A 24,708-nucleotide genomic window follows, 5' to 3' on the forward strand; every position below is an offset into this window, starting at 1 on the left:
ATACCTTTAAATTATATTTATTCATTTGGTTATGCAGTTTAGAGATATGCAACTCAGTTTCCTTGGCGCAATACAAAAAGGCCGTCGAAACAGCCAAAACCCTTGGTGCACAGAGCACCTTGTGGGAGCGAGCCAGCTCGCGATAGCGGTTTATCAGCCAACCTCGACGCAGGCAGATCCGACACCCTCGCGAGCAGGCTCGCTCCCACAAGTTTTTGCGTTAGCGGTTAGGTTGGGGGGTCAACCGCAGGTAAGGTTTCACAGCGCGGTAGCCCTTGGGAAAGCGCTGCTTGAGTTCCTCTTCATCCTTGAGCGACGGCACGATCACCACGTCATCACCGTCCTGCCAGTTGGCCGGGGTGGCGACTTTGTAGTTGTCGGTCAGTTGCAGGGAGTCGATCACTCGCAGGATTTCGTTGAAATTGCGCCCGGTGCTGGCCGGGTAGGTGATGGTCAGGCGAATTTTTTTGTTCGGGTCGATCACGAACAGTGAGCGCACGGTCAAAGTGTCGCTGGCGTTGGGGTGGATCAGGTCGTACAGGTCCGACACCTTGCGGTCAGCATCGGCCAGGATCGGAAAATTGACCACAGCGTTTTGCGTCTCGTTGATGTCCTCGATCCACTTGTGGTGTGAGTCCACCGGGTCCACCGAGAGGGCAATAGCCTTGACTCCGCGCTGGGCGAACTCGTCCTTGAGCTTGGCGGTGAGGCCCAGTTCGGTAGTGCAGACCGGCGTGAAGTCCGCCGGGTGGGAAAACAGCACGCCCCAGCTGTCGCCGAGCCATTCGTGGAAGCGAATCTTGCCGGCGCTGGAATCCTGTTCAAAGTCGGGGGCGATGTCGCCGAGTCTGAGGCTCATGGTGCGGCTCCTGGATGAGAGGGTTGTGAGTCCAAACTTTGCACCGCTTTCGATTGCTTTAAAAAGAATGAATATCCATTTATGTAGATCTTTAGTGAATATAAAAAACTGTTCACTGGCGCCATAACGCATACCGGCACAAGATCGTCAGCGAGGTTCGAGAAGGCCTCGAGTTGCTGTAAAGAGGAGAAGGTTCGGGGAAGGCTACAGGGGTGGGCCAGACCCGAAACGCAAAAGCCCCGCCCGGCGTGTTGCCGGGCGGGGCTTTTTTTTGTTTTGTACCCACACTACTGCGGAAATTATTGACGCGATTTCAGGACGAGCGGCTAGGATAGGCAGCATGAACACTCAAGCCTTGTTGGCCCATCTGCAAAACCATCTCCCTGGACTGCTGGCGGTTTACCTGTTCGGCAGCCATGCACAGGGCACCGCCGGGCCTGACAGTGATGTCGATTTGGCTGTGCTCTTGTCCGGCGAGGTCGATCCTGTGTCGTTATGGCAGCTTTCAGGTGATTTGGCGGATATCGCGGGCAGTCCGGTGGATCTGATCGATCTACGCGAGGCAACGACCGTGATGCAGTACCAGATCCTTACCCGAGGTCAGAGGCTCTGGGCCAGAGACGTACAGGCGGGGTTGTTCGAGTGTTTTATTCTCAGCGAAAAAACCGCTCTCGATGAGGCTCGGGCGGGATTGCTCAAGGATATTCAGGAAGAAGGCAGCGTGTATGGCCGATGACGTACTGATCAATAAAGCAGCGAGTATCGAGCGTTGCGTCGCCAGGGTGCGAGAGGAATACGAGAAAGATCCCGCTACGTTTGCCACCGATTTCACTCGCCAGGATTCGGCCGTCCTGAACATCCAGCGTGCGTGCGAAGCGGCACTGGATATGGGACAGCATTTGATTCGACGTGAGCGATTGGGGGTCCCGCAAAGTGCCCGCGATACATTCGAGTTGCTTTTTCAAGGGGGCTGGGTGGAAGAAGGCCTGGTGAAGAACCTGAAGAACATGGTGGGCTTCAGGAATATCGCCGTGCATGACTACCAAGCCCTGCAGTTGCCGATCATGGTCGCGATCATTACCGGACATCTGGATGACTTTCTTGCATTCAGCACATTCATCCTGCGTAAGGACGCGGCGGAGTCCGCACCATAGCGGCGGGAACGCTAAAAGAACCCTCTCGCGTCCCCAAAAACGCAAAAACCCCGCCCGGCGTGCTGCCGGGCGGGGCTTTTTTTACTTCGCTACGTCTTACATGAAGTTGTAAGTGTAGTTGAAGATCAAGCGGGTCTGATCCTGGTCGGCAATACCGGTGCTGCTGCCACGGTAGGTACCGTGACGCAGGGTGGTGCCGAAGCCTTTCAGAGGGCCTTGCTGGACGACGTAGTCCAGGCGCATGTCACGTTCCCACTCGGAAGTGTCGCTGCCGCCGGTAGCCGACTTGATGTCATCACCGTGCAGGTAGGCAATCGAAGCCTTCAGGCCTGGAGCACCCAGGGCCGTGAAGTCGTAGGAGTATTGACCGAAGGTGGTGTTTTCACCAGCACGGACAAACGCGTTGATCATGCTGTCGGTGAACAGGTAGAAGCTGGAACCACCCGCGCCTTCGTTACGACCGGCGTCATTGAGCAGGCTACCCTGGTTCAGGTAGACGAAGCCACCGTCATCACCGACTTGTTGATGACCCAACAGGAACGCGCTGCCACCCAGGGTGTAAGTGAACATGGCGCTCCAGGTCTTGTTATCGACCTCGCCCGGGTTCTTGGCGTAGCCACCGTTGTTGTTGAAGCGATAGCCCGCATCACCGTTGCGGCCATCCGAGCTGCTGTCGAAGTAACGCAGGTCAGTCTTGAACGACTGGCCTTCGCTGATCGGGAAAACGTGTACTGCGCCCAGGAAGTGCTGCTTGTAGTAATCCTGCAGGTTGGCGTAGTAGTACTGCAGCGTCAGGTCCTTGGTGACCTTCCAGTCGGCACCGCCGTAACGGAACTGGTTGCTGTCTTCAGTACCGCCGTTTACCGACATGCCAGTGCTGTTGGTGCCGGCACGACCCACAACGTGTTCCAGCTGACCGGCGTTGAACGTCACATTGTCGATTTCCTTGGAGGTGATGGTGCCACCTTCAAAGGTTTGCGGCAGCAGACGACCGTCGCTGGCGACCAGGATCGGCAGGTTAGGCGCCAGGGCGCCACCCAGGTGGGCCTCGGTCTTGGAGAACAGCGCTTTCACGTTGCCGGACAGACGGCTCCAGTCGTGTACGGCGGAGCCATCGGAATCGCTTGGAACGAAGGAGTTGGTATCCGGGTGATGGCCTCTGCCGCCATCGAGGTGGATACCGACCAGTGCTTGGGCATCGATACCGAAACCAACAACACCTTGAGTGAAGCCGGACTTGTAGTCGAATTTCAGGCCAGTAGCCGTCTCACGCTGGTCATTGCCGCCTTCGCGGTTATCGTTATCAAAGTACAGGGTACGAGAACTGACAGACGCCTTGCTGTCCTCGATAAAACCAGCGGCGCCTGCCTGCTGCGCCAAAACCCCAACGGCCACAGCCAGGGCCAAGGTGGACTTGTTCATGCTTCGCTCCTCTCGTTTTCTAATTCTTGTGTGCCTTTGGCTCCGGGTCGAACGCCCGGAATCCGCGGATGCGCGATTAGCGCCAGACCGTGACTGACAAGTCAATCGTAACCATTTATGACTACGACCAAGGTCTAACTCCTCTACACCGGCCCGCAGGACAATGAATTCTTTATCATTCAAAAAATAATTGTTTCAACAGTTTTCAGCCCGCTTCGACATAAGGCCACTGCAACAGCACCATCAGGCCGTGACAGGACTTATCGGCGACGCAGGGGATTACTGAACGATGACTCGTCGGGAATTTACAAGGCCGAGAATTCTTGGCAGCGAGCTATGTTTGCGCGCCTCCTGCGCCTTCGATTCCTGTTCACGACAGCTCGCGCATGCCGCGATCTTGACGTGTTCCAGGCTAGCTGCTCATTGTCTGAAATCAAGAAGATCGCGGCAGGGAGAATTTCCCGAAGATCGCCTACAAGGATTTTTCGAAAATCTTCGAATTACGCTGATAGTTGTAGAGCGATGCCCGCGCCGCCGGCAGGCGCTCGACGCTGCTGGGCTCGAAACCGCGTTCGCGGAACCAGTGGGCAGTCCGGGTCGTCAGTACGAACAACGTCTTGAGCCCCTTGGCGCGGGCCCGGGCTTCGATCCGCTCCAGCAGTTCATCGCCCCGGCCACCGTGGCGGTACTCCGGGTTCACGGCCAGGCAGGCCAGTTCCCCGGCATCCGAATCGGCAATCTGGTACAACGCCGCGCAGGCGATGATCATACCTTCGCGCTCGACCACGCTGAACTGCTCGATCTCGCGCTCCAGCACTTCGCGGGAGCGACGCACCAGGACCCCCTGTTCTTCCAGCGGGCTGATCAGGTCCAACAGGCCGCCAACGTCCTCGATGGCCGCTTCGCGTACCACCTCGAATTGCTCCTGGGCCACCAGCGTACCGCTGCCATCGCGGGTGAACAGTTCGGCCAGCAGCGCACCGTCCTCGGCATAGCTGACGATATGGCTGCGGGCCACGCCGCCACGACAGGCCTGGGCTGCCGCATCCAGCAATTCGGCCTGATAGTCGCCGCCCAGGCGTTGCATATGGCCCGGAACCTGTTGCGGGCGCAATTCGCGAACCAGCCGCCCGTCCTCACCGATAAGCCCCTGCTCGGCACCGAACAGCAGCAGCTTGTCGGCTGCCAGGTCGATGGCCGCCCGGGTGGCAACGTCTTCACAGGCGAGGTTGAAGATCTCTCCGGTGGGCGAATAACCCAACGGCGACAGCAGCACGATGGAGCGCTCGTCCAGCAAACGATTGATGCCCTTGCGATCGACCCGGCGCACCTCACCGGTGTGGTGATAATCCACGCCTTCGAGCACACCGATCGGCCGTGCCGTGACCAGGTTGCCGCTGGCAACCCGCAGCCGCGAGCCCTGCATGGGCGAGGACGCCATGTCCATGGACAGGCGAGCCTCGATGGCGATGCGCAACTGACCGACCGCGTCGATCACACACTCCAGGGTCTCGGCATCGGTGATGCGCATGCCATGGTGGTAATGGGGCGTGAGGCCCCGTGCGGCGAGGCGGGTCTCGATCTGCGGCCGCGAACCATGGACCAGCACCAGGCGCACGCCGAGGCTGTGCAGCAGGACCAGGTCATGGACGATGTTGCCGAAATTAGGGTGTTCCACCCCGTCGCCGGGCAGCATGACGATGAAGGTGCAATCGCGGTGGGCGTTGATGTAGGGCGAAGCGTGACGAAGCCAATTGACGTATTCGGGCATGAACCTGGACCTGTAATAAATAACAGCCAAAAAAAAGACGAAACAGAACGCACAACGGGCTGGTGGTTATCGTCGGAACAGGCTTGGCGACACGCGCGCTCTCCTCAAGTGATGAATACGGCCCCGCGAGGGGGCAATTTAACCGACCGTGGCCGGTGTCAGGCAGTAATGACCGATCAATTGTTGCAACAGCTGTACGGTAGGTTGCAAACGTGACATTTCAAGGTACTCGCCCGGCTGGTGGGCGCAGGCGATATCGCCAGGGCCGAGCACCAGGGTTTCGCAGCCAAGGCGCTGAAGATAAGGCGCTTCGGTGCCAAACGCCACTGCTTCGGCACGATGGCCGGTGAGTCGCTCGGCCACCCGTACCAGCTCGCAGTCTTCGGCCTGCTCGAAGGGTGGCACTTCAGGGAACAGCGGTGCGTAGTCGATCTTGACTTTATGGCGTTCGGCGATGGGGTCGAGCTTCTGTTGGATCGCTGCCCGCAGCACTTGCGGGTCCATGCCCGGCAAGGGCCGCAAGTCGAATTCCATGGAACACTGGCCGCAGATCCGGTTGGGGTTGTCGCCACCATGGATGCAGCCGAAGTTCAGGGTCGGTTGCGGCACAGTGAACTGCGGGTTACGGAACTCACGCTGCCATTGCAGGCGCAGCCCGCGCAGTTCGCCCATGGCATCGTGCATGGCTTCCAGCGCGCTGTGGCCCAGGCTCGGGTCGGAGGAGTGGCCGCTGCGCCCGAGAATGTCGATGCGCTCCATCATCACGCCTTTGTGCAGGCGAATCGGCCGCAAGCCCGTCGGCTCACCGATCACCGCCGCACGCCCCAGCGGTCGCCCGGCATCGGCCAGGGCCCGGGCGCCGGCCATGGAGCTTTCTTCATCACAGGTGGCGAGGATCAGCAACGGTTGCTTGAACGGTTGGTCCAGCAGCGGCTTGACCGCTTCAATGACCAAGGCGAAAAAGCCCTTCATGTCACAGCTGCCCAGGCCAACCCAACGGCCATCGACCTCGGTGAGCTTCAGCGGATCGGTCTGCCACAACGCGCCGTCGAACGGCACCGTATCGCTGTGGCCAGCCAGCACCAGGCCGCCGGGGCCACTGCCGAAACTGGCCAGCAGGTTGAATTTGCCGGGGCTGACCTGCTGGATATCACAGCAGAACCCAAGCTCAGTGAGCCAGCCTGCCAGCAGCTCGATCACGGCACCGTTGGACTGGTCCAGCCCAGGCTGGGTACAACTGACCGAAGGCGTGGCGATCAGGGCAGCGAATTGATCTTTCATGGACGGCAAAGGCATCGCTGACTCCGGGCTTACAGATTGATGTCCATCATAGAACCATCCGACGCCAGGAATAAACCGTCGCAGCACCTAGGGCGGGTGACTCCTGTACACTGCACGGCCTTGGCAGCCACACTTTCCCCCGGCTGCGCACCCGATCCCTGGATTTTCCGGCCATGCAGAAAGAAACCGAAATCAAACTCCGCGTCAGCCGCGAGACCCTGGCAGCCTTGCGCGAGCATCCGCTGCTGAAAAAACGCAACAAGAGTGGCTGGGAACGCCACGAACTGATGAACCAGTATTTCGACACGCCGGAGCGTGACTTGGCCCGGGCCAAGGTCGCCCTGCGCCTGCGTCGCGACGGCGAAGAGGTGATCCAGACCCTCAAGACCCGCGGTCAGAGCGTTGCCGGCCTGTCCGAGCGCAACGAGTACGATTGGCACCTGCCCAAGGCCAAGCTCGACTTGAAAAAACTCGACGGCGAATGCTGGCCCGAGGCCTTGGCCGAACTGGACAAGAAAACCCTCAAGGCCATCTTCACCACCGATTTCGTTCGCGAACGCGCTGAAATCGCCTGGGGCCGTGGCAAAAGCAAGGTGGTCATTGAAGCCGCCCTGGACCTGGGCTACGTCGTGGTCGGCAAGCAGAAGGAAGAAATCTGCGAACTGGAGCTGGAACTGCGCGAAGGTGAACCCGCCGCCCTGCTGGAACTGGCCGCCGAGCTGGCCGCGACCCTGCCCTTGATGCCTTGCGACATCAGCAAGGCCGAGCGTGGCTATCGCCTGTATGACGCAGGCAGCTACGCCCTGAGCCTGCCGGCCCCGCAACTGACCGCCGAAACGCCATTGGATGACGCCTTCGCCGCGCTGAGCTGGCATTTGCTCGGCAGCAGCCAGCGCCTGGCCGAACAATACCGTTTCAACGGCCACTGGCGCCTGCTGCAGGACTGGGTGGAAAACCTCGCCGAGCTGCGTGCCTTGCTCAGCAGCCTCGGCCAGGCCGCGCCGCGCCAATCGACCCACGACTTGCGCCTGGCCCTGGACGCGTTGCTGGAAGACTGGCGCCCACTGGTCCAGGCCGGCCTGGATGACGAAGACGTGCGCAAGGCGGCGCCGGAACAGTTCCTGGAAGAGCTGCAAGACCCACGCTGGGGCCTGTTTTCCCTCAACACTTCACGCTGGCTGCTGGCTCGCAGCTGGGCCGCCGAGCGCAACACCCGGGGCAATCGCCAGGGCGCGGCGCAACTGGGCAGCTGGCTGCCGCGCCTGCTCGGCGAAGAATCCTCGTCCCTGCAACTGCAACGCTACCAGCAGCAGCCGGAAGACCTGGCCGAGCAACTGCCGCGCATCGAGCGCATCCAGGCCTGGCTACACCACGCCCGCCTTGCGCTGGATATCCCGGAAATGGATCGCCTCTACGGCGAGCTGAACAAACTAGCGCAACTGGCCAACCAACCGATCACCGACGAAACGCTGGATGCGCGTAAGCAGCAGGCAATCGCGGTTTACCAGAATCGGGCTTGGAAGACTTTGCTGCGCCTGTAATACCGCCATCGCGAGCAAGCTCGCTCCCATATGGGCTATCGGTCGTACGCGCTATTCGTGTTCACTGAAGGATCCATGGTGGGAGCGGGCCTGCTCGCGAAGAGGCCAGCACATCCTCCATAGAACTCAGCGCAACACCGGTAGACTCGTCGTCGACTTGATCTCCGACAGCGCCACGATCGAGTTCACTTCCTGGATCCCCGGCACCATCGACAGCTTTTCAAAAAAGAATCGCTCATACGCCTCGATGTCCGCCGTGACGATGCGCAGCAGAAAATCCACCGACCCCATCAGCACGTAACACTCCAGCACTTCGGGGAAGCCGCGGATCGCCTCGGTGAACTCGGTGAAGTTCGAGCGACCGTGGGCGTTGAGTTTGATTTCGGCGAAGATCTGCGTGTTGAGGCCAATTTTCTTGCGATCCAGCAAGGTCACCTGGCCGCGAATGATGCCCTCCTCCTTCATCCGCTGGATCCGCCGCCAGCACGGCGATTGAGACAAACCGACCTGTTCGGCGATCTGCGCACTGGATAGCGAGGCGTCCTCCTGTAGCAGTGCCAGTATCCTGCGGTCGTAGCTATCCAGTTCGCCGTGCATAATCAAACCCGAAATGATTGATTTTGAGAATAAAGGGAATCGAAATATCGCGATAATCACTCATCTTAGATAAGAAATACCCCGGAGCGCATGTAAATATTTCTCCCGCCACCAAGGAGACGAACATGCCCCCACTCGAAGCCATTGCCATAACCCCGACCCGCGCCGACGTCTGGCACGCCGCCAATCCCCATTGCCGGGTGCAGTACCAGATATTGGCCGAAGCCGAGCCGGATTTACTGTGCCGGGCGTTGAACCTGTTTGCCTTGCAGGGCCTGACGCCGCAGCAGGTTCGTATCGAACGCCTCGACGAGATGCTGTCGCTGGACATCGTCATGGATGGACTGAGCTGGCACCGTGCCCAGGTCATCGCTGAAAAATTACGTAACTTGATCAGCGTCTGCTCGGTGGACCTGCAGGACGCCGATATTGCGCACGCTGGGCCGGCCCAAGCCGTCTGCTGAACGCCTACGGGCAAGAATTGGTAACGCATTGTTCAGGTAGTGGCCCAACGGCCTACGGCGTCGGGACTATTCTTTTGCAGACCGAGCGAGGACGCCGAAGCGTCTGTATCGCGGCTTTGCTGCAATTGTCCAATAGGAACCCGCATGTCCACCAAACACGCCACTCAGGACCGCTGGCTGGACCTCAACGATCTGCTACGCCAACTGGTCGCCCAGGGCCTCATCAGCCAGGATTCAGCCGAAACCGCGCTGAACGCCCGCCGACGTCACAGCGCCAATAGCCAGTTGCATCCGCTGGAGTTCATCGCCAACCAGCACCTGGACGATCTCAGCCGACCTGGCAAGCACCTGGACCTGGAGAACCTGAGCCTGTGGCTGTCCCAGCAGGCCGACCAGCCGTACATGCGCATCGACCCGTTGAAAATCAACGTCGCGGCCGTGACGCCCTTGATGTCCTATGCCTTTGCCCAGCGCCACAAGATCCTTGCGGTGGCGGTCGATCGTGACGCCGTCACCATCGCCAGCGCACAGCCCTACGTCAACAGCTGGGAAGCCGACCTGACCCACGTGCTCAAACTGCCGATCAAGCGGGTGGTCGCCAACCCGGTGGACATCCAGCGCTTGAGCGTGGAGTTCTATCGCCTGGCCAAATCGGTCAGCGGCGCCACCACGGTCGATCAGCAACCGAGCAACCTGAGCAATTTCGAACAGTTGCTCAACCTGGGCGCCAGCGACCAGGAGCCGGACGCCAACGACGCCCACATCGTCAATATCGTCGACTGGCTGTTCCAGTACGCCTTCCAGCAGCGCGCCAGTGATATCCACATCGAACCGCGCCGCGAGCAGGGCACCGTGCGGTTTCGCATCGACGGGGTGCTGCACACCGTCTATCAGTTCCCGCCGCAGGTCACGATGGCAATCGTCAGTCGTCTCAAGAGCCTGGGGCGGATGAACGTCGCGGAAAAACGCAAACCCCAGGACGGTCGGGTCAAGACCAAGACCCCGGACGGCGGCGAAGTGGAATTGCGCCTGTCGACCTTGCCCACCGCGTTCGGCGAAAAAATGGTCATGCGGATCTTCGACCCGGAAGTGTTGCTCAAGGACTTCGACCAACTCGGTTTCTCCGCCGATGACCTGCGTCGCTGGCAGGACATGACCCGCCAGCCCAACGGCATCATCCTGGTGACCGGCCCCACCGGTTCCGGCAAGACCACCACGCTCTACACCACCCTCAAGAAACTGGCGACGCCGCAAGTGAACCTCTGCACCATCGAGGACCCGATTGAAATGGTCGAGGCCTCCTTCAACCAGATGCAGGTCCAGCACAACATCGACCTGACCTTCGCTGCCGGGGTGCGGGCGCTGATGCGACAAGACCCGGACATCATCATGATCGGTGAGATCCGCGACCTGGAGACCGCCGAAATGGCGATCCAGGCGGCGCTCACCGGGCACCTTGTCCTGTCGACGCTGCACACCAACGACGCGCCGAGCGCCATCAGTCGCCTGCTGGAGCTGGGTGTGCCCCATTACCTGATCAAGGCCACCGTGCTCGGGGTCATGGCCCAGCGGCTGGTGCGCGTCCTGTGCCCGCAATGCAAGGCCCCCCTGACCCTGGATGAAGATGACTGGCAAGCCCTGACCCGGCCCTGGCAGGCGCCGCTGCCGGGCAATGCCCAACAAGCCGTCGGTTGCCTGGAATGCCGTGACACCGGTTACCGCGGCCGTGCCGGCGTCTACGAAATCATGCAACTGACCGACAGCGTCAAGGCCTTGATCCACCCCGACACCGACCTCCTGGCGGTGCGCCACCAGGCATTCAAGGAAGGCATGCGCAGCCTGCGACTGTCCGGGGCGCAAAAAGTGGCGGCAGGCTTGACCACCGTTGAGGAAGTGCTGCGGGTGACGCCGCAGAGCGAACAGAAATAGCGACGGGAAGTTGATCCCCGCTGAGCCGTAGGGGCTGGGTAGGAGCTGTCGAGTGCAACGAGGCTGCGATCTTGTCCCAGACAATTGAGCCGGAAGCGAAAGATCAAGATCAAGATCAAAAGATCGCAGCCTTCGGCAGCTCCTACAGGGCTCAACGTGTCACTAAATCTCCACGGCACAAGGACTATAGGGAAGATAATGGTCGCTTGCCTTACACTCAGGGCTCGCAGGTCCATCTCAATTCGCACAGGGAACCGTCATGCAGATTGGTAGCGTACTTTTACTTTTCATCGGCCTCGTGGTCGCCATTCTCTTCATGGGTTTCAAGGTCGTGCCCCAGGGCTACCAATGGACCGTCGAACGCTTTGGCCGCTACACCAACACGCTCAAGCCCGGCCTGAACATCATCATTCCGGTGATGGATCGTATCGGGCACAAGATCAATGTCATGGAAAGCGTACTGGATATCCCGCCGCAGGAAGTCATTACCTCCGACAACGCCACCGTGCAGATCGACGCCGTGTGTTTCTTCCAGGTGGTCAATACGGCCCAGGCGGCCTACGAGGTCAACAACCTCGAGCACGCCATCCGTAACCTGTTGCAAACCAATATCCGTACCGTGCTGGGGTCCATGGAACTGGACGCGATGCTGAGCCAGCGCGATGGTATCAACGAAAAATTACTGCGCACCGTCGATGAAGCCACAGCGCCGTGGGGCATCAAGATCACCCGGATCGAGATCAAGGACATCAGCCCGCCGGCCGACCTGATGGCCGCCATGTCGGGGCAGATGAAAGCCGAACGTATCAAGCGTGCCCAGATCCTCGAAGCCGAGGGCCTGCGAGCGTCGGCGATTCTCACCGCCGAAGGCAAGAAGCAGGCGCAAATCCTCGAGGCCGAAGGCAGCCGCCAGGCCGCGTTCCTGGAGTCCGAGGCCCGCGAGCGCCAGGCACAAGCCGAAGCGCTGGCCACCCAGGTGGTGTCCCAGGCAATTGCCGACGGCAACGTCCAGGCCGTGAACTACTTCGTCGCGCAGAAATACATCGATGCGCTGGGCAAACTGGCTTCGGCCAACAACAGCAAGGTGATCCTGATGCCACTGGAAGCCAGTCAGGTCATCGGTGCGGTCGGCGGCATTGGCGAGATCGTCAAGGCCACCTTCGACAGCAAGAAAGCCTGAGGCACGCGTATGTGGATGTTCCTGCAACACATGTCGTACTGGGACTGGCTGGCGCTGGGCGTCATCCTGCTGATCCTTGAAGTGTTCGGCGCCGGCGGCTACTTGTTGTGGATCGGCATGGCCGCCGCGGCAGTCGGTGTGCTCACGTTCATCTTGCCGCAGATGCCGTGGGAGCTGCAGTTCCTGTTGTTCGGCCTCTTCTCCATCGCAACAGCATTGTACTGGTGGCGGCGCCAGCGCAGCGCGGTGCGCCAAAGCGATCAACCGCACCTGAACCTGCGCGGGCAAGAGCTGATCGGCAAGGTCTTCCAGGTTCATGAAGCGATTATCGATGGCCGCGGCAAGATCAAGGTGGCCGACAGCGTCTGGCTGGCCAAGGGGCCCGAGTCATCCGTGGGCACGCGGGTCAGGGTGGTGGCGCAGGAAGGCGTGGTGCTGCAGGTGGAACGGGCTGACTGAGAAGCCATGGAACTGAACAACGGCGCAGGTAATCCAACGTCATAGTTAACCCAGTGGAGTCACCTATCATGCGTCTCAAACTTGCTGTCGCGACCCTAGCCTTGCTATCTCTTTCTGCTGGCTCGGCAATGGCCGACACGTTTTGGCGTAACGTCATCTCATCCGGTGCGACCACCGGTTCCACCTACCTGACTTTCAAGGATCACAAGCTGATCGCCGCCGCCCAGGACGACGCCGGCAGCTTCGTCGCCAGTGACGGCGGTATTCGGGGCCCCTACCTGGAAGCGGCGATGCAGAAAGTGCGTGCCGACAACCCAGGCCTGCAAGCCACCGACATGGAACTGGCCAACGCGATCCTGGCGAAAAACGCCGTCGCCCAGGACTGATGCCCGGCCAATAAAAAATGCCGCTCGATTGAGCGGCATTTTTTTGCCCGGTGAACACCCCAGGCTGTCCCACAGGTATCAGGCGTTACTCGCCGATAGCGGCCTTGTAGCCCGCCGCATCAAGCAAGTTGGCCAGGTCAGCCTCAGCATTGGATGGCTTGACCTTGAAGATCCACGAATCGTAAGGCTTGTTGTTCAATGCTTCCGGCTCGCTGCCCAGGGCTTCGTTGACTTCGACGACTTCACCTGCCACGGGCGAATAGATGTCCGAGGCAGCCTTCACCGACTCCACCACACCCGCCGCATCACCGGCCGCGAACACCTTGCCGATTTCCGGCAACTCGACAAACACCACGTCACCCAGTGCCTCCTGGGCATGGTCAGAGATGCCCACGACGATCAGGTCGTCGTCCTTTTTCGCCCACTCATGGCTTTCGGCAAAACGCAGTTCGGCAGGGATATCGCTCATATTCTGTGTCCTCAAGAGAAAGTGTCAGCGGCCAGCGGCCCGCCGCAAAAAGGTTAGATCAGGGTTTTGCCATGGCGGACGAAGGTCGGTTTGACCACCCGTACCGGGTACCACTTACCGCGAATTTCCACCTCGGCCCGGTCAGCCGTAGCCATCGGAACACGTGCCAGAGCGATCGACTTGCTAAGCGTAGGAGAAAAGCTACCACTGGTGATCTCCCCTTCGCCAACATTGGCGATGCGAACCACCTGATGGGCGCGCAAAACACCCCGTTCTTCCAGCACCAGCCCGACCAATTTGTGCTGCACACCGCTGGCAAGCTCGGCTTCCAGGGCGCTGCGCCCAATGAACTGGCGGCTCGCCGGCACCCAGGCGATACTCCAGGCCATGTTCGAGGCCAACGGCGAAGCGTCCTGGCTGATGTCCTGGCCGTAGAGGTTCATGCCGGCCTCCAGGCGCAAAGTATCGCGGGCGCCGAGGCCAATCGGCGAAATACCAGCACCTACCAGGTCGTTGAAGAAACCCGGCGCCTCCTGGGCGGGCAGGACGATTTCCAAGCCATCTTCGCCAGTGTAGCCGGTCCGGGCGATGAACCATTCACCGTCGGCGCGACCTTCGAAAGGCTTGAGTTGCTGGATGATTTGCCCACGCGGCTGTGTCACCAGTTCGGCTATCTTCTGCCGGGCCTGGGGCCCCTGGATCGCCAGCATCGCCAGTTCGGGGCGCTCATGCAACTGCACGTCGTAGCCACCGAGCTGTGCCTGCATCCAGGCCAGATCCTGATCGCGAGTCGAGGCGTTGAAAACCAATCGATAACCGTCCTCGACACGGTAGATGATCATGTCGTCGACGATGCCGCCGCGCTCATTGAGCATCGCGCTGTACAAGGCACTGCCTGTGTCCTGCAAACGATCGACATCATTGGCCAGCAAACGCTGCAGCCAAACCTTGGCCTGGGGGCCGTCGACATCGATCACGGTCATGTGGGATACATCGAACACTCCGCAGTCTCGACGCACCTGATGGTGCTCTTCGACTTGCGAGCCGTAATGCAAAGGCATATCCCAACCGCCAAAATCGACCATCTTTGCGCCGAGGGCGAGATGAAGGTCATACAGAGGCGTACGCTGTCCCATGGGTTTCTCCTTCCGGGCTTGGCGAAGGTGCGGACGGGCACTGCATAGCGCGAACGTTTGAAAAAAGGAGTTTTCTGACGTTCTCAGTTGCCCGGTCCGACAGACGGACCGCACCGAATGCCGCGCATTGTAGCCGCATGAGGTGGGACTGGCACCTAGCTGTTTCGATGGGCCGAACGTCGTATCAATCCGATGACTGGCAACAACCCCACCAGTACCAACGTCAGCGCCGGTAGCGCGGCCCGGGCCCACTCCCCTTCGCTGGTCATCTCGAAGATCCGCACCGCCAGCGTGTCCCAGCCGAACGGGCGCATCAGCAGGGTCGCGGGCATTTCCTTGAGCACGTCGACGAACACCAGCAACGCCGCGCTCAAGGTGCCGGGCAACAGCAAGGGCAGATACACTTTGAAAAACAGTCGTGGCCCACTGACCCCAAGGCTGCGTGCCGCCTCGGGCAAGGACGGCCGAATCCGCGCCAGGCTGCTCTCCAACGGACCGTAGGCCACGGCCAGGAAGCGCACCAGATACGCCAGCAACAGCGCCGACAGGCTACCCAGCAACAACGGCTTGCCTGCCCCGCCGAGCCAGGTCGACAGCGGGATGACCAACTCACGGTCCAGGTAGCTGAATGCAAGCATGATCGAGACCGCCAGCACTGAACCGGGCAAGGCATAGCCCAGGTTCGCCAGGCCGACGCCGGCACGAATCGGGCGGGTTGGCGCCAGCCGGCGGGCGAACGCCAGCAGCAAGGCCACGCAAACGGTGATCAACGCGGCCAGGCCGCCCAGGTAGAGGGTGTGGACGATCAGCCCGGCATAACGTTCGTCCAGGTCGAAACGACCGCGTTGCCAGAACCACACCACCAACTGCAGCATCGGAATGACAAAGGCACAGGCGAACACCAGGAAGCACCAACTGCTGGCTGCCACGGCCTTGAGACCACGCAACGTATACAAAACCTTGGCTCGGGGGCGCTCGTTACTGGCTCGGTGGGCACCGCGGGCCCGGCGTTCGCCGTAGAGCACCAGCATCACCGCCAGCAACAGCAAGCTGGCCAGCTGGGCAGCGCTGGAGAGGCTGAAGAAGCCATACCAGGTCTTGTAGATCGCGGTGGTAAAGGTGTCGAAGTTGAACACCGACACCGCGCCGAAATCCGCCAGGGTCTCCATCAGCGCCAACGCCACGCCCGCACCGATGGCCGGCCGGGCCATCGGTAGCGCCACGCGCCAGAACGCCTGCCACGGCGACTGCCCGAGCACTCGGGCAGCTTCCATCAAACCCTTGCCCTGGGCCAGGAATGCACTGCGCGCCAGCAGATAGACGTAAGGGTAAAAGACCAGCACCAGCACCAGGATCACCCCACCGGTGGAACGAACCCGGGGCAGGCGCAGGTCGCTGCCGAACCATTCACGCATGAGCGTCTGTACGGGGCCTGCAAAGTCCAGCAGGCCAACGAAGACAAACGCCAACACGTAGGCTGGAATCGCAAACGGCAGCATCAACGCCCAGTCGAGCCAGCGTCGCCCGGGGAATTCACACAGGCTGGTCAGCCAGGCCAGACTGACACCCAGCAACGTCACCCCGACACCCACGCCAAGGATCAACGTGAGGGTGTTGCCCAACAAACGCGGCATTTGCGTCTCCCACAAGTGGGACCAGATCTGTTGGTCGATGCTCTGCCAGGACAGCAGCAAGACACTCAGGGGCAACAAGACCAGCGCGGCGATGGCGAAGACCAGGGGATACCAGCGGCGTTGGGCGGGGTGGGCCAAGGAATACTCTCGTTAAGCAAACGGTCATGTGGCGAGGGAGCTTGCTCCCGCTGGGCTCTGTAGGAGCTGGCGAAGCCTGCGATCTTTTGATCTTTCGCTTGAGATTCAAGTGGCTGGGGAAAGATCGCAGCCTCGTTGCACTCGACAGCTCCTACACAGCTCCTACGCAGGTCCGACAGGTCCGACAGGTCCGACAGGTCCGACAGGTCCGACAGGTCCGGTGGGAGCGAGCTCCCTCACCACAGGTTCAGTTCCAGCCAGCGCGATCCATCATGCGAATGGCTTCGGCCTGGCGTTTACCCGCGACTTCCACCGGCAAGGTATCGGCCTTGAACTTGCCCCAGGCCGCCACTTCCTTGGATGGCTCGACTTTCGGGTTGGCCGGGAATTCCTGGTTCACGTCGGCGAAAATGTTTTGCGCTTCTGGCGTGGTCATCCACTCCACCAGCTTCTTCGCGGCATCCGGATGCGGTGCATGCTTGGTCAAGCCAATTCCCGAGAGGTTGATGTGCACGCCGCGGTCGGCCTGGTTTGGCCAGAACAGCTTCACCTTCAGGTCCGGCTTCTGCTGGTGCAGGCGGCCATAGTAGTAGGTGTTGACGATGCCGACGTCGCACTGCCCGGCGTTGATTGCCTCAAGCAGTGCGGTGTCATCGGAGAAGACGTCGGTGGACAGGTTCCGGACCCAGCCCTTGAGAAGTTCCTCGGTTTTTTCCGTCCCGTGGGTTTCGATCAGCGTGGCGGTCAGGGACTGGTTATAGACCTTTTTCGAGGTCCGCAGGCACAGGCGGCCTTCCCACTCTTTGCCAGCCAGCGCTTCATAGGTGGTCAATTCACCAGGTTTAACCCGGTCGGTGGAGTAGACAATGGTCCGCGCCCGCAGGCTCAAGCCGGTCCAGGCGTGGGAAGAAGCGCGGTATTGAGAAGGGATGTTGGCATCGATCACCGGCGAGGTGAACGGTTGGAGGATGCCCATTTGCTCGGCCTGCCAGAGGTTCCCGGCGTCGACGGTGAGCAGCAGGTCGGCGGTGGCGTTTTCGCCCTCGGCCTTGATCCGCTGCATCAATGGCGCTTCCTTGTCGGTGATGAACTTCACTGACACGCCGGTCTTCTTGGTGTAGGCATCGAAAACGGGCTTGATCAGTTCATCGATACGCGAAGAGTAGACCACCACCTCATCGGCGGCCTGGGCAGCAGTGGTACCGATCAGGGTCAAGGCGAGGGCGGACAGCAGGCGCTTGGATGCCAACATGGTAGCGGTCTCTGGATTGTGAACGAAGCGCAAATGATAAGGAGTCACATTTGGCATCTCAATCGAACAATGGCCGGACACATTTCCAAATGTTGCAGCCTTGAGACGCGCTGTGTTTTGGTGTCCGCCATCGCGGGCAAGCCTTGCTCCCACAAAAGCTCGTCCCACATTGCACACCTGTGGGAGCAAGGCTTGCCCGCGATGAGGCCATAAGCCCCAACGCACATCTCAGGCCTTGGCCAGATCCGGCAAATCCCCAATCAACCCCAGCGCCTCGCGCACAAACAACGCCTTGGCCTCAGGCATCCGGTCTACCAGCTTCAGCCCGGTGTTACGCAACCAGCGCACCGGCAGTGGATCGGCCTGGAACAAGCGCTCGAAACCCTCCATCGCCGCCATCAACGCCAGGTTATGGGGCATGCGTCGCCGCTCGTAGCGGCTCAGCACCTTCACGCCTGCCAGACGTTCACCACGCCCGGCCGCTTGTAACAGCACTTCGGCCAGCATGGCGGCGTCGAGGAAGCCCAGGTTCACGCCCTGCCCGGCCAACGGATGAATGGTATGGGCGGCATCGCCGATCAGCGCCAGCCCTTCGGCCACATAGCGCTTGGCATGTCGTTGGCGCAGCGGCACGCATAGGCGCGGGTCGGCACTCAGTACCGTACCGAGCTGGCCTTCGAAAGCTCGTTCCAGTTCGCTGCAGAATTCAGTTTCATCGAGCGCCATCAAGCGCTGCGCTTCACCGGGGGGGGTGGACCAGACGACCGAGCACCAGTCGTGCTGGCCGTCACGCTCAAGTGGCAGGAACGCCAGCGGGCCGCTGTCGGTGAAACGCTGCCAGGCCGTCATTCGATGCGGCCGGGCGCTGCGCACGCTGGTGACGATGGCGTGGTGCAGGTAATCCCATTCGCGCGTGGCGACGCCGGTCAGGCGACGCACCGCGGAGTTCGCGCCGTCAGCCGCGATGACCAGGGGCGCCCGCAACGTGCGGCCATCGGCCAGGGTCAGCAGCCAGTCGTCACCGGAACGACGCATCTGTTCCAGCCGGGCATTTGCCAGCAGGCCCAGGTCACCGTCATGCAGCCGATCCAGCAAGGCGTCCTGCACAACGCGGTTTTCAACGATGTGCCCAAGCGCCTCGGCGTGCAGGCTGGCGGCCGAGAAATGGATCTGCCCGGTGCCGCTACCGTCCCAGACGTGCATGTCGGTATAGGGGCTGGCGCGCCGGGCGGTGATGCCGTCCCAGACGCCCAGGCGATCGAGGATCCGCTGGCTGGCCGTCGACAAGGCACTGACCCGGGGCTCGAACGCGGCCTGGGGATCGAAGGGTTTGACGCTCATCGGGCTGCCGTCGAGCAACAGCACTTGCAGGCCACTGCCCTGCAACGCCAGCGCCAGGGCGCTGCCGACCATACCGGCGCCGACAATCAGCAGATCTGCACGCAATTCCATGCTCTAAGCCTGTTTTGCGGGCGACATCAGCCGCCCATGAGAAGAAATGACAGCCCCTGCCTCAAGCATCGGGACGCGTCCCCAGCCCCATGGCCTGACGGGCGAACCAGCGCTTGGCCGGAGGCAGCAAGTCGAGGCCCAACAGGCCGAGATTGCGGCCCAGGGACACCAACGGCAGGCTGCTGGCGAACAGCCGCGTGACCTGGTCGGAGAAGCCCACGGTCAGGGCCTGATCCATTCGCTGGCGCTCGCGATAGGCTTGCAACACGGCAAAATCCCCAGGCTCGCTTTCGCTGTCGAGCAAGGCATCGGCCAGGGCCTGGGCATCGCGCAGGGACAAGTTGAACCCCTGCCCGGCAATCGGGTGCAGGCTGTGGGCGGCGTTGCCCAGGATCGCCAAGTGCGGACGGACCTGTTCTTCGGCCTCCACCAGCGCCAGCGGGTACAGATGTCGCACGCCCACCTGTTTCAGGGTGCCCAGGCGATAACCGAACACGCCCTGCAATTCGCTGAGGAAACTGCGCTCGTCGAGCGCCGCCAGCCGTTGCGCGTCCATGCCCTGGCGGGTCCAGACCAGCGCACAACGATTCTCCGGCAGCGGCAACAAGGCCATCGGGCCGTCATCGGTGAAACGTTCGAAGGCCATGCCGTTGTGGGCTTCGCTGGGGGTGATGTTGGCGATCAAGGCGCTCTGGTCGTAGGGCCGACTGCGCACGCCGATACCCAACTGCTCGCGCAGGCCGGAGCGGCCACCATCAGCCAGTACGGCAAGGTCGCATTCCAGGGTGGTTTCGTCGTCGAGGGTCAGGCGATAACCACCGACCAGCGGTTCCATCCGGGTGACCTGCGCCGGGCAGCGCCAGCTGACCACCTCAGGGTCCAGGCCTTGCCACAGGCATTGGCCGAGCCAGGCGTTCTCCACCACGTAGCCCAGCGCCGGCACGCCCTCCTCCATGGCGGACAGCCGCGCCGTGGAAAACCGCCCGCGGTCGGAGACATGGATCTGTTTGATCGGCTCGGCGCGGCGGGAAATCTCCTGCCAGACACCCAAGCGTTGATAAATTTGCCGGGCACCGTAGGACAATGCCGAGGACCGGGCATCGTAGCTTGGCTGCCAGGCATCGCCGGGGGCGAAGGGCTCGATCAGCATGATCTTCCAGCCCCGGGTCTTGGCACCGACCTGCAGAGCCAGCGCCAGGCTCGCGCCGACCAGGCCGCCGCCGATGATCACCACGTTGACCCGGCTCATGTCGCTTGATCCCGTGCGGCGGTTATCAGGGCCTCGATGTCGGCGACCGTCTTCGGTACGCCGTGGCTCAGGATTTCACAACCGGTTTTGGTCACTACCACGTCATCCTCGATGCGCACGCCAATGCCGCGCCATTTTTTCGCTACGCTGCGGTTGTTCGGGCTGATGTAGATGCCCGGCTCGACCGTCAGCGTCATGCCGACCTCAAGTACCCGCCACTCGCCACCAACCCGGTATTCACCCACGTCATGCACGTCCATGCCCAGCCAGTGGCCAGCGCGGTGCATGTAGAACGCCTTGTAGGCCTCGCTGGCGATCAACGCATCCACCTCACCCTCCAGCAGCCCAAGGTGCACCAACCCCTCGGTAATCACCCGCACCGTCGCTTCGTGGGCCTGATTCCAATGCTTGTCCGGCGCGATCTGGGCAAACGCGGCTTCCTGAGCCGCCAGCACCACTTCGTAGATCGCCTTCTGCTCGGGTGAAAACTTGCCACTGATCGGCCAGGTTCGGGTGATATCGCTGGCGTAGCAGTCGATTTCACAGCCGGCGTCGACCAGCACCAGGTCACCGTCCTTGAGCAGCGCGTCGTTCTGCTGGTAATGCAGAATGCAGCTGTTGCGCCCCGCCGCGACGATCGAGCCATAGGCCGGCATCTTCGCCCCGCCCTTGCGGAACTCATAATCGAGCTCGGCTTCCAGGCTGAACTCATGCAGCCCCGGGCGCGCCGCCTGCATCGCCCGGATGTGCGCCTGGGCGGAGATCCGCGCCGCTTCGCGCATCACCTTCACTTCCGCCGCCGATTTATACAGGCGCATGTCATGCAACAGATGATCCAGGGCAACGAATTCGTTCGGCGGTTGGGCGCCGAGGTGGGCCTTGGAGCGAATCACGTTGATCCACTCCATCAGGTGCCGGTCGAATTCCGGGTTGCTGCCCATGGCCGAATACACCCGGTCGCGGCCTTCGATCAGGCCCGGCAGGATGTCGTCGATGTCGGTGATGGGAAATGCATCGTCGGCGCCGTAGTCACGGATCGCCCCTTCCTGGCCGGCGCGCAGGCCGTCCCACAATTCACGTTCGGCGTTGCGTTCGCGGCAAAAGAGGATGTATTCGCCATGGGCGCGGCCCGGCATCAGCACCAGCACCGCTTGCGGCTCGGGAAAGCCGCTGAGGTACTGGAAATCGCTGTCCTGGCGGTAGACGTGCTCGACATCACGGTTGCGGATCGCAACCGCGGCGGCGGGCAGGATTGCGATGCTGTTGGGTTCCATCTGCGCCATCAGGGCCTTGCGGCGACGGCTGTATTCCGATTTCGGGATATGAATCATGGGCAGATGGGGTTCCCTCTAAAAATTAATGCAAGGACGGCTTGGGGGCCGCTGCATCGGTTTTCTTGGTCTCGGTGAACAGCAGCAATGGGGCGACCCGCAGGTACTCCATCACTTCCATGTAGTCGCTTTCGCCGTCATCGGATTCTTCCAGGGCATCCTGGACCTGGGAGATCGCGGCCAAGTCCTGCAACACCTCCGTGACCTCTTCGCTCAAGGCGTATTCGCGGCGGGTCAGGCCGAAGCCGGCGAGGAAACCCTGGCACCATTGGCCCAGCGCAGCGGCGCGTTCGGCCAAGGGGGCGTCGTCAGTGGGCAGCAGCAGGACGACGGTCATGTCATCGCTGGTCAACTCACCCTTGACCATTTCCTGCAGGCCGATGAGCGCATTGCGCACTTGGTCCGTCGGCTCGCCTTCCAGCAGCTCGGCGGCGTCGACCAACCAGCCATCGGCATCGAAACCGGCACCGGCGCAGCTGCGACCGAGCAGCAGGCCATGCAGTTCGGCAGGCGTGACAGGATGACCGTTGTTGCTCAGCAGGACGGCGAATGCTTGATACGGGGATTTCTGAATGGGCATGGGCAGCTAGGCGCCAGACGGCGCTATGTCTAGAATGGAGGCCTTGTATCCTACATCGACAGACTCGCCAAGACTATCAGAGGCTGTGCGACCCATACCCTCCATCAGACACAATCTTCAGTGGACACAATGGAAGACACCGACCTGCAAGCGCTGATGGCCAGACTCGAACTGCTAATTGACCGGGTCGAGCAACTTAAGAGCCAAAACGGACTCCTATTAGCTCAGGAAAAAACCTGGCGCGAGGAACGCGCGCATCTCATTGAAAAAAACGAAATCGCCCGGCGTAAGGTCGAATCGATGATTTCGCGCCTCAAGGCCCTGGAGCAAGACTCATGAGTTCAAGCAATAGCGTTACAGTGCAGATCCTCGACAAAGAATATTCGATCATCTGTCCCCAGGAAGAACGTAGCAACCTGGTGAGCGCCGCCCGTTACCTGGACGGCAAGATGCGCGAGATCCGCAGCAGCGGCAAAGTCATCGGCGCCGACCGCATCGCCGTGATGGCCGCCTTGAACATCACCCACGACCTGTTGCATCGCCAGGATACGCCTGACCTGCAGGTCAGCGGCTCGACCCGTGAACAGGTGCGCGACCTGCTCGATCGGGTGGATCTGGTGCTCGCCACCGATCCAGATGTCAGCAAAGGCTGATTCGCGAGGCTGCCTGGGGTATACTCGCCTCACTCCCTGGGGTGCTTGCCAGTTGGTGATGTCCCTGAGCCGATACGCACAACCACGGGGGTTGCACGTTGGGGCCGGTGTGCATGTCCGCTTGACGGAAAGCCTTAACGCCCCCTGCAACTTCCACCTTGAACTTTCGGGTTCAAGGGCTAAGCCGACAGCGGTTCATCCGGGGAGCCTGACTCCAGACAATGCCAGTCCATGTGGACTGGCATTGTCGTTTCTGGCGCAGGGATTTCTGAGCAGCCGGTTTTGCGGTTACGCTGTGGCATCGCCACTGCGTGAAGCACTGATATGACCGAACCTGCGTTGCTGCCCCGCCCGCAACTTCGACGCCTGCTGCGCCAGGCCCGTCGCGCCCTGACGCCCGCCCAGCAACGGCAAGCCGCCCGTGGGCTGTACAAACAACTGGCCCAGCATCCGCTGTTTCGCCGTGCGCGGCACATCGCCTTGTACCTGCCCAACGACGGCGAGATCAACCCGCGCCTGCTGCTGCGCGCAGCACAGCGCCGAGGCAAGGCCACTTACCTGCCAGTACTCAGCCCCTGGCCGCAGACCAAGATGGTGTTCCAGCGCATCCACCCCGGCGAAAAAATGCAGCCCAACCGATTTCGTATTCCTGAGCCGCGCAAGAACATCGCCCGGCAACGCAAGGTCTGGACGCTGGACCTGGTGTTGTTGCCACTGGTGGGGTTTGACGATGCGGGTGGTCGACTGGGCATGGGCGGCGGCTTTTATGACCGCAGCCTGGCGTATCTGGCACGGCGCAAGCAGTGGCGCAAGCCGACGCTATTAGGGCTGGCCCATGAATGCCAGAAAGTCGAACGATTGGCGCAGGCAAGCTGGGACGTGCCGCTGCAGGGAACGGTCAGCGACAGGCATTGGTATATCGCGGGGTAGACGCCGCGGTCATCAGCGGCGCCAGGAACGCGGGTTCAGCGTTTGAGCGATGGCGCGGGTTGGGTGATTTCCACCGGCGCGTCGGCCTTGTTGGCCCACAGGCTTTGGGCGTAACCCGTGGTCACGACACCCAGGCCGAACAGAATGACTAAGATCCACAACAAATCCGGTTTGCGTTTCATCGATTGCCCCCCTCAAGGCATATCACACACGATGACAGCAGCGGTTTTCTTATTGGCCGTGCAGCAGCGTCAAGCTTGGAAGGCCGGCATTTTGCGGCAACCGGCCCCGACACGCAAACTCTGACGTCAACCGACTGTCGGTTTGTCATAAAATCGCTGAACTATTTTTATCCCCACTGCCAAGGAGAAGAAAGCATGGCCTACTGGTTGATGAAGTCCGAGCCTGACGAATTGTCCATCCAAGGTCTGGAAAAGCTCGACCAGGCACGCTGGGATGGGGTTCGCAACTACCAGGCGCGTAACTTTCTGCGGAACATGGCGGTGGGCGATGCGTTCTTTTTCTACCACTCCAGTTGCCCCGAGCCAGGCATTGCGGGGATCGGCCGGATCGTCCGCGCGGCCTATCCTGACCCAACGGCGCTGGAACCCGACAGCCATTACTTCGACTCCAAGGCCGGCCCGGACAAAAACCCCTGGACCGCGATCGACGTGGCCCACGTCGAAACATTTCCCCACGTGCTGAAGCTCGACTACCTCAAGCAACAGACCGCCCTGGCTGAAATGCCACTGGTGCAGAAAGGCTCGCGACTGTCGGTGATGCCTGTCACGGCCGAACAATGGGCCGCAGTGATTGCCCTGCGCTGATCGCCAATGAGTTG

The 24,708-nt window shown here is 61.1% G+C and carries 26 protein-coding genes and 1 other RNA gene; 13 read left to right on the plus strand and 14 right to left on the minus strand.

Features of this window, described 5'->3' with window-relative positions; translation table 11 throughout:
• Nucleotides 1–220: 220 nt before the first annotated feature.
• Complete coding sequence (locus AACY42_RS11815) at nucleotides 221–859, minus strand: peroxiredoxin (protein ID WP_339479485.1); 639 nt, start codon at nucleotides 857–859, stop codon at nucleotides 221–223.
• Nucleotides 860–1,199: 340 nt separating this feature from the next.
• On the opposite strand from AACY42_RS11815, the gene mntA reads away from it, so the two are divergent.
• Nucleotides 1,200–1,595, plus strand: coding sequence for a type VII toxin-antitoxin system MntA family adenylyltransferase antitoxin (mntA, locus tag AACY42_RS11820; protein WP_014340760.1), 396 nt, complete (start codon nucleotides 1,200–1,202; stop codon nucleotides 1,593–1,595).
• Nucleotides 1,585–2,013: a type VII toxin-antitoxin system HepT family RNase toxin gene (hepT, locus tag AACY42_RS11825; RefSeq protein WP_214510042.1), complete on the plus strand. Its 429-nt coding sequence runs from the start codon at nucleotides 1,585–1,587 to the stop codon at nucleotides 2,011–2,013. Before mntA ends, hepT begins: the two co-directional genes overlap by 11 nt.
• A 96-nt stretch (nucleotides 2,014–2,109) precedes the next feature.
• Here hepT and AACY42_RS11830 read toward each other — a convergent pair whose 3' ends face one another.
• The 3 genes from AACY42_RS11830 to argE all read right to left on the minus strand — a co-directional run bounded on the left by AACY42_RS11830 (nucleotide 2,110) and on the right by argE (nucleotide 6,502).
• Nucleotides 2,110–3,435: an OprD family outer membrane porin gene (locus AACY42_RS11830; RefSeq protein ID WP_339479487.1), complete on the minus strand. Its 1,326-nt coding sequence runs from the start codon at nucleotides 3,433–3,435 to the stop codon at nucleotides 2,110–2,112.
• A 472-nt stretch (nucleotides 3,436–3,907) separates the two neighbouring features.
• Complete coding sequence (gene argA, locus AACY42_RS11835; RefSeq protein WP_339479488.1) at nucleotides 3,908–5,206, minus strand: amino-acid N-acetyltransferase; 1,299 nt, start codon at nucleotides 5,204–5,206, stop codon at nucleotides 3,908–3,910.
• Between the two features lie 138 nt (nucleotides 5,207–5,344).
• Nucleotides 5,345–6,502 carry an acetylornithine deacetylase gene (gene argE / locus AACY42_RS11840; protein WP_339479490.1) on the minus strand — a complete coding sequence of 386 codons (1,158 nt, stop codon included), beginning with the start codon at nucleotides 6,500–6,502 and terminating at the stop codon, nucleotides 5,345–5,347.
• Between the two features lie 158 nt (nucleotides 6,503–6,660).
• Here argE and AACY42_RS11845 point away from each other — a divergent pair, with 158 nt between their 5' ends.
• Nucleotides 6,661–8,028: a CYTH domain-containing protein gene (locus AACY42_RS11845; RefSeq protein ID WP_339479491.1), complete on the plus strand. Its 1,368-nt coding sequence runs from the start codon at nucleotides 6,661–6,663 to the stop codon at nucleotides 8,026–8,028.
• Between the two features lie 126 nt (nucleotides 8,029–8,154).
• Here the strand turns inward: AACY42_RS11845 and AACY42_RS11850 are convergent, their stop codons facing one another.
• Nucleotides 8,155–8,625 (minus strand): Lrp/AsnC family transcriptional regulator, encoded by a 471-nt coding sequence (locus tag AACY42_RS11850; protein WP_339479492.1) that lies wholly within the window; start codon nucleotides 8,623–8,625, stop codon nucleotides 8,155–8,157.
• A 125-nt stretch (nucleotides 8,626–8,750) separates the two neighbouring features.
• Between AACY42_RS11850 and AACY42_RS11855 the strand changes: the two genes are divergently transcribed.
• The 5 genes from AACY42_RS11855 (at nucleotide 8,751) to AACY42_RS11875 (ending at nucleotide 13,043) form a co-directional block, all read left to right on the plus strand.
• Nucleotides 8,751–9,089 (plus strand): hypothetical protein, encoded by a 339-nt coding sequence (locus AACY42_RS11855; protein ID WP_339479493.1) that lies wholly within the window; start codon nucleotides 8,751–8,753, stop codon nucleotides 9,087–9,089.
• Between the two features lie 144 nt (nucleotides 9,090–9,233).
• Nucleotides 9,234–11,018 (plus strand): GspE/PulE family protein, encoded by a 1,785-nt coding sequence (locus tag AACY42_RS11860; RefSeq protein ID WP_339479494.1) that lies wholly within the window; start codon nucleotides 9,234–9,236, stop codon nucleotides 11,016–11,018.
• Between the two features lie 259 nt (nucleotides 11,019–11,277).
• Entirely contained in the window at nucleotides 11,278–12,198 is a 921-nt protein-coding gene (locus AACY42_RS11865; RefSeq protein ID WP_339479495.1) for an SPFH domain-containing protein, read from the plus strand.
• A gap of 9 nt (nucleotides 12,199–12,207) precedes the next feature.
• A complete protein-coding gene (locus AACY42_RS11870) occupies nucleotides 12,208–12,657 on the plus strand; it encodes an NfeD family protein (RefSeq protein ID WP_339479496.1) in 450 nt (149 codons plus the stop codon).
• Between the two features lie 68 nt (nucleotides 12,658–12,725).
• Nucleotides 12,726–13,043: a DUF2388 domain-containing protein gene (locus AACY42_RS11875; protein ID WP_339479497.1), complete on the plus strand. Its 318-nt coding sequence runs from the start codon at nucleotides 12,726–12,728 to the stop codon at nucleotides 13,041–13,043.
• Between the two features lie 85 nt (nucleotides 13,044–13,128).
• Here the strand turns inward: AACY42_RS11875 and gcvH are convergent, their stop codons facing one another.
• The 8 genes from gcvH to AACY42_RS11915 form a co-directional block, all read right to left on the minus strand.
• Nucleotides 13,129–13,512, minus strand: coding sequence for a glycine cleavage system protein GcvH (gene gcvH, locus AACY42_RS11880; RefSeq protein WP_339479498.1), 384 nt, complete (start codon nucleotides 13,510–13,512; stop codon nucleotides 13,129–13,131).
• A 53-nt stretch (nucleotides 13,513–13,565) separates the two neighbouring features.
• Nucleotides 13,566–14,648, minus strand: a complete 1,083-nt coding sequence (gcvT, locus tag AACY42_RS11885; RefSeq protein WP_339479499.1) for a glycine cleavage system aminomethyltransferase GcvT — start codon at nucleotides 14,646–14,648, stop codon at nucleotides 13,566–13,568.
• A gap of 155 nt (nucleotides 14,649–14,803) precedes the next feature.
• Complete coding sequence (locus tag AACY42_RS11890; RefSeq protein ID WP_339479501.1) at nucleotides 14,804–16,420, minus strand: ABC transporter permease; 1,617 nt, start codon at nucleotides 16,418–16,420, stop codon at nucleotides 14,804–14,806.
• 247 nt (nucleotides 16,421–16,667) lie between these two features.
• Complete coding sequence (locus AACY42_RS11895; protein ID WP_339479502.1) at nucleotides 16,668–17,672, minus strand: extracellular solute-binding protein; 1,005 nt, start codon at nucleotides 17,670–17,672, stop codon at nucleotides 16,668–16,670.
• Between the two features lie 228 nt (nucleotides 17,673–17,900).
• Entirely contained in the window at nucleotides 17,901–19,118 is a 1,218-nt protein-coding gene (locus AACY42_RS11900; protein ID WP_339479718.1) for a 2-octaprenyl-3-methyl-6-methoxy-1,4-benzoquinol hydroxylase, read from the minus strand.
• 67 nt (nucleotides 19,119–19,185) lie between these two features.
• Nucleotides 19,186–20,373, minus strand: coding sequence for a 2-octaprenyl-6-methoxyphenyl hydroxylase (gene ubiH / locus AACY42_RS11905; protein WP_339479503.1), 1,188 nt, complete (start codon nucleotides 20,371–20,373; stop codon nucleotides 19,186–19,188).
• Nucleotides 20,370–21,704, minus strand: coding sequence for a Xaa-Pro aminopeptidase (pepP, locus tag AACY42_RS11910; RefSeq protein WP_339479505.1), 1,335 nt, complete (start codon nucleotides 21,702–21,704; stop codon nucleotides 20,370–20,372). The genes ubiH and pepP overlap by 4 nt, the downstream gene beginning before the upstream one ends.
• 25 nt (nucleotides 21,705–21,729) lie before the next feature.
• Nucleotides 21,730–22,284: a YecA/YgfB family protein gene (locus AACY42_RS11915; RefSeq protein WP_339479507.1), complete on the minus strand. Its 555-nt coding sequence runs from the start codon at nucleotides 22,282–22,284 to the stop codon at nucleotides 21,730–21,732.
• Nucleotides 22,285–22,413: 129 nt separating this feature from the next.
• Between AACY42_RS11915 and AACY42_RS11920 the strand changes: the two genes are divergently transcribed.
• From AACY42_RS11920 to AACY42_RS11935, 4 genes are all read left to right on the plus strand, one after another.
• The gene (locus AACY42_RS11920) at nucleotides 22,414–22,623 is read left to right on the plus strand and encodes a TIGR02449 family protein (RefSeq protein WP_003177365.1); all 210 of its coding nucleotides are present in this window, start codon (nucleotides 22,414–22,416) and stop codon (nucleotides 22,621–22,623) included.
• Entirely contained in the window at nucleotides 22,620–22,937 is a 318-nt protein-coding gene (locus AACY42_RS11925; protein WP_003177364.1) for a cell division protein ZapA, read from the plus strand. The genes AACY42_RS11920 and AACY42_RS11925 overlap by 4 nt, the downstream gene beginning before the upstream one ends.
• Before the next feature lie 30 nt (nucleotides 22,938–22,967).
• A non-coding RNA gene (gene ssrS / locus AACY42_RS11930) (6S RNA) lies at nucleotides 22,968–23,147 on the plus strand.
• Nucleotides 23,148–23,261: 114 nt separating this feature from the next.
• Nucleotides 23,262–23,867 (plus strand): 5-formyltetrahydrofolate cyclo-ligase, encoded by a 606-nt coding sequence (locus AACY42_RS11935; RefSeq protein WP_339479509.1) that lies wholly within the window; start codon nucleotides 23,262–23,264, stop codon nucleotides 23,865–23,867.
• A 35-nt stretch (nucleotides 23,868–23,902) separates the two neighbouring features.
• On the opposite strand, the gene AACY42_RS11940 is transcribed toward AACY42_RS11935, so the two are convergent.
• On the minus strand, nucleotides 23,903–24,049 hold the full coding sequence (locus AACY42_RS11940) for a hypothetical protein (RefSeq protein ID WP_018610636.1): 147 nt from the start codon (nucleotides 24,047–24,049) through the stop codon (nucleotides 23,903–23,905).
• Between the two features lie 195 nt (nucleotides 24,050–24,244).
• Between AACY42_RS11940 and AACY42_RS11945 the strand changes: the two genes are divergently transcribed.
• Nucleotides 24,245–24,694, plus strand: a complete 450-nt coding sequence (locus AACY42_RS11945; protein WP_339479514.1) for an EVE domain-containing protein — start codon at nucleotides 24,245–24,247, stop codon at nucleotides 24,692–24,694.
• Nucleotides 24,695–24,708 lie beyond the last annotated feature (14 nt).

Origin of the sequence: Pseudomonas sp. RL_5y_Pfl2_73 (genome assembly GCF_963970515.1) — a bacterium.
Lineage (GTDB): Bacteria > Pseudomonadota > Gammaproteobacteria > Pseudomonadales > Pseudomonadaceae > Aquipseudomonas.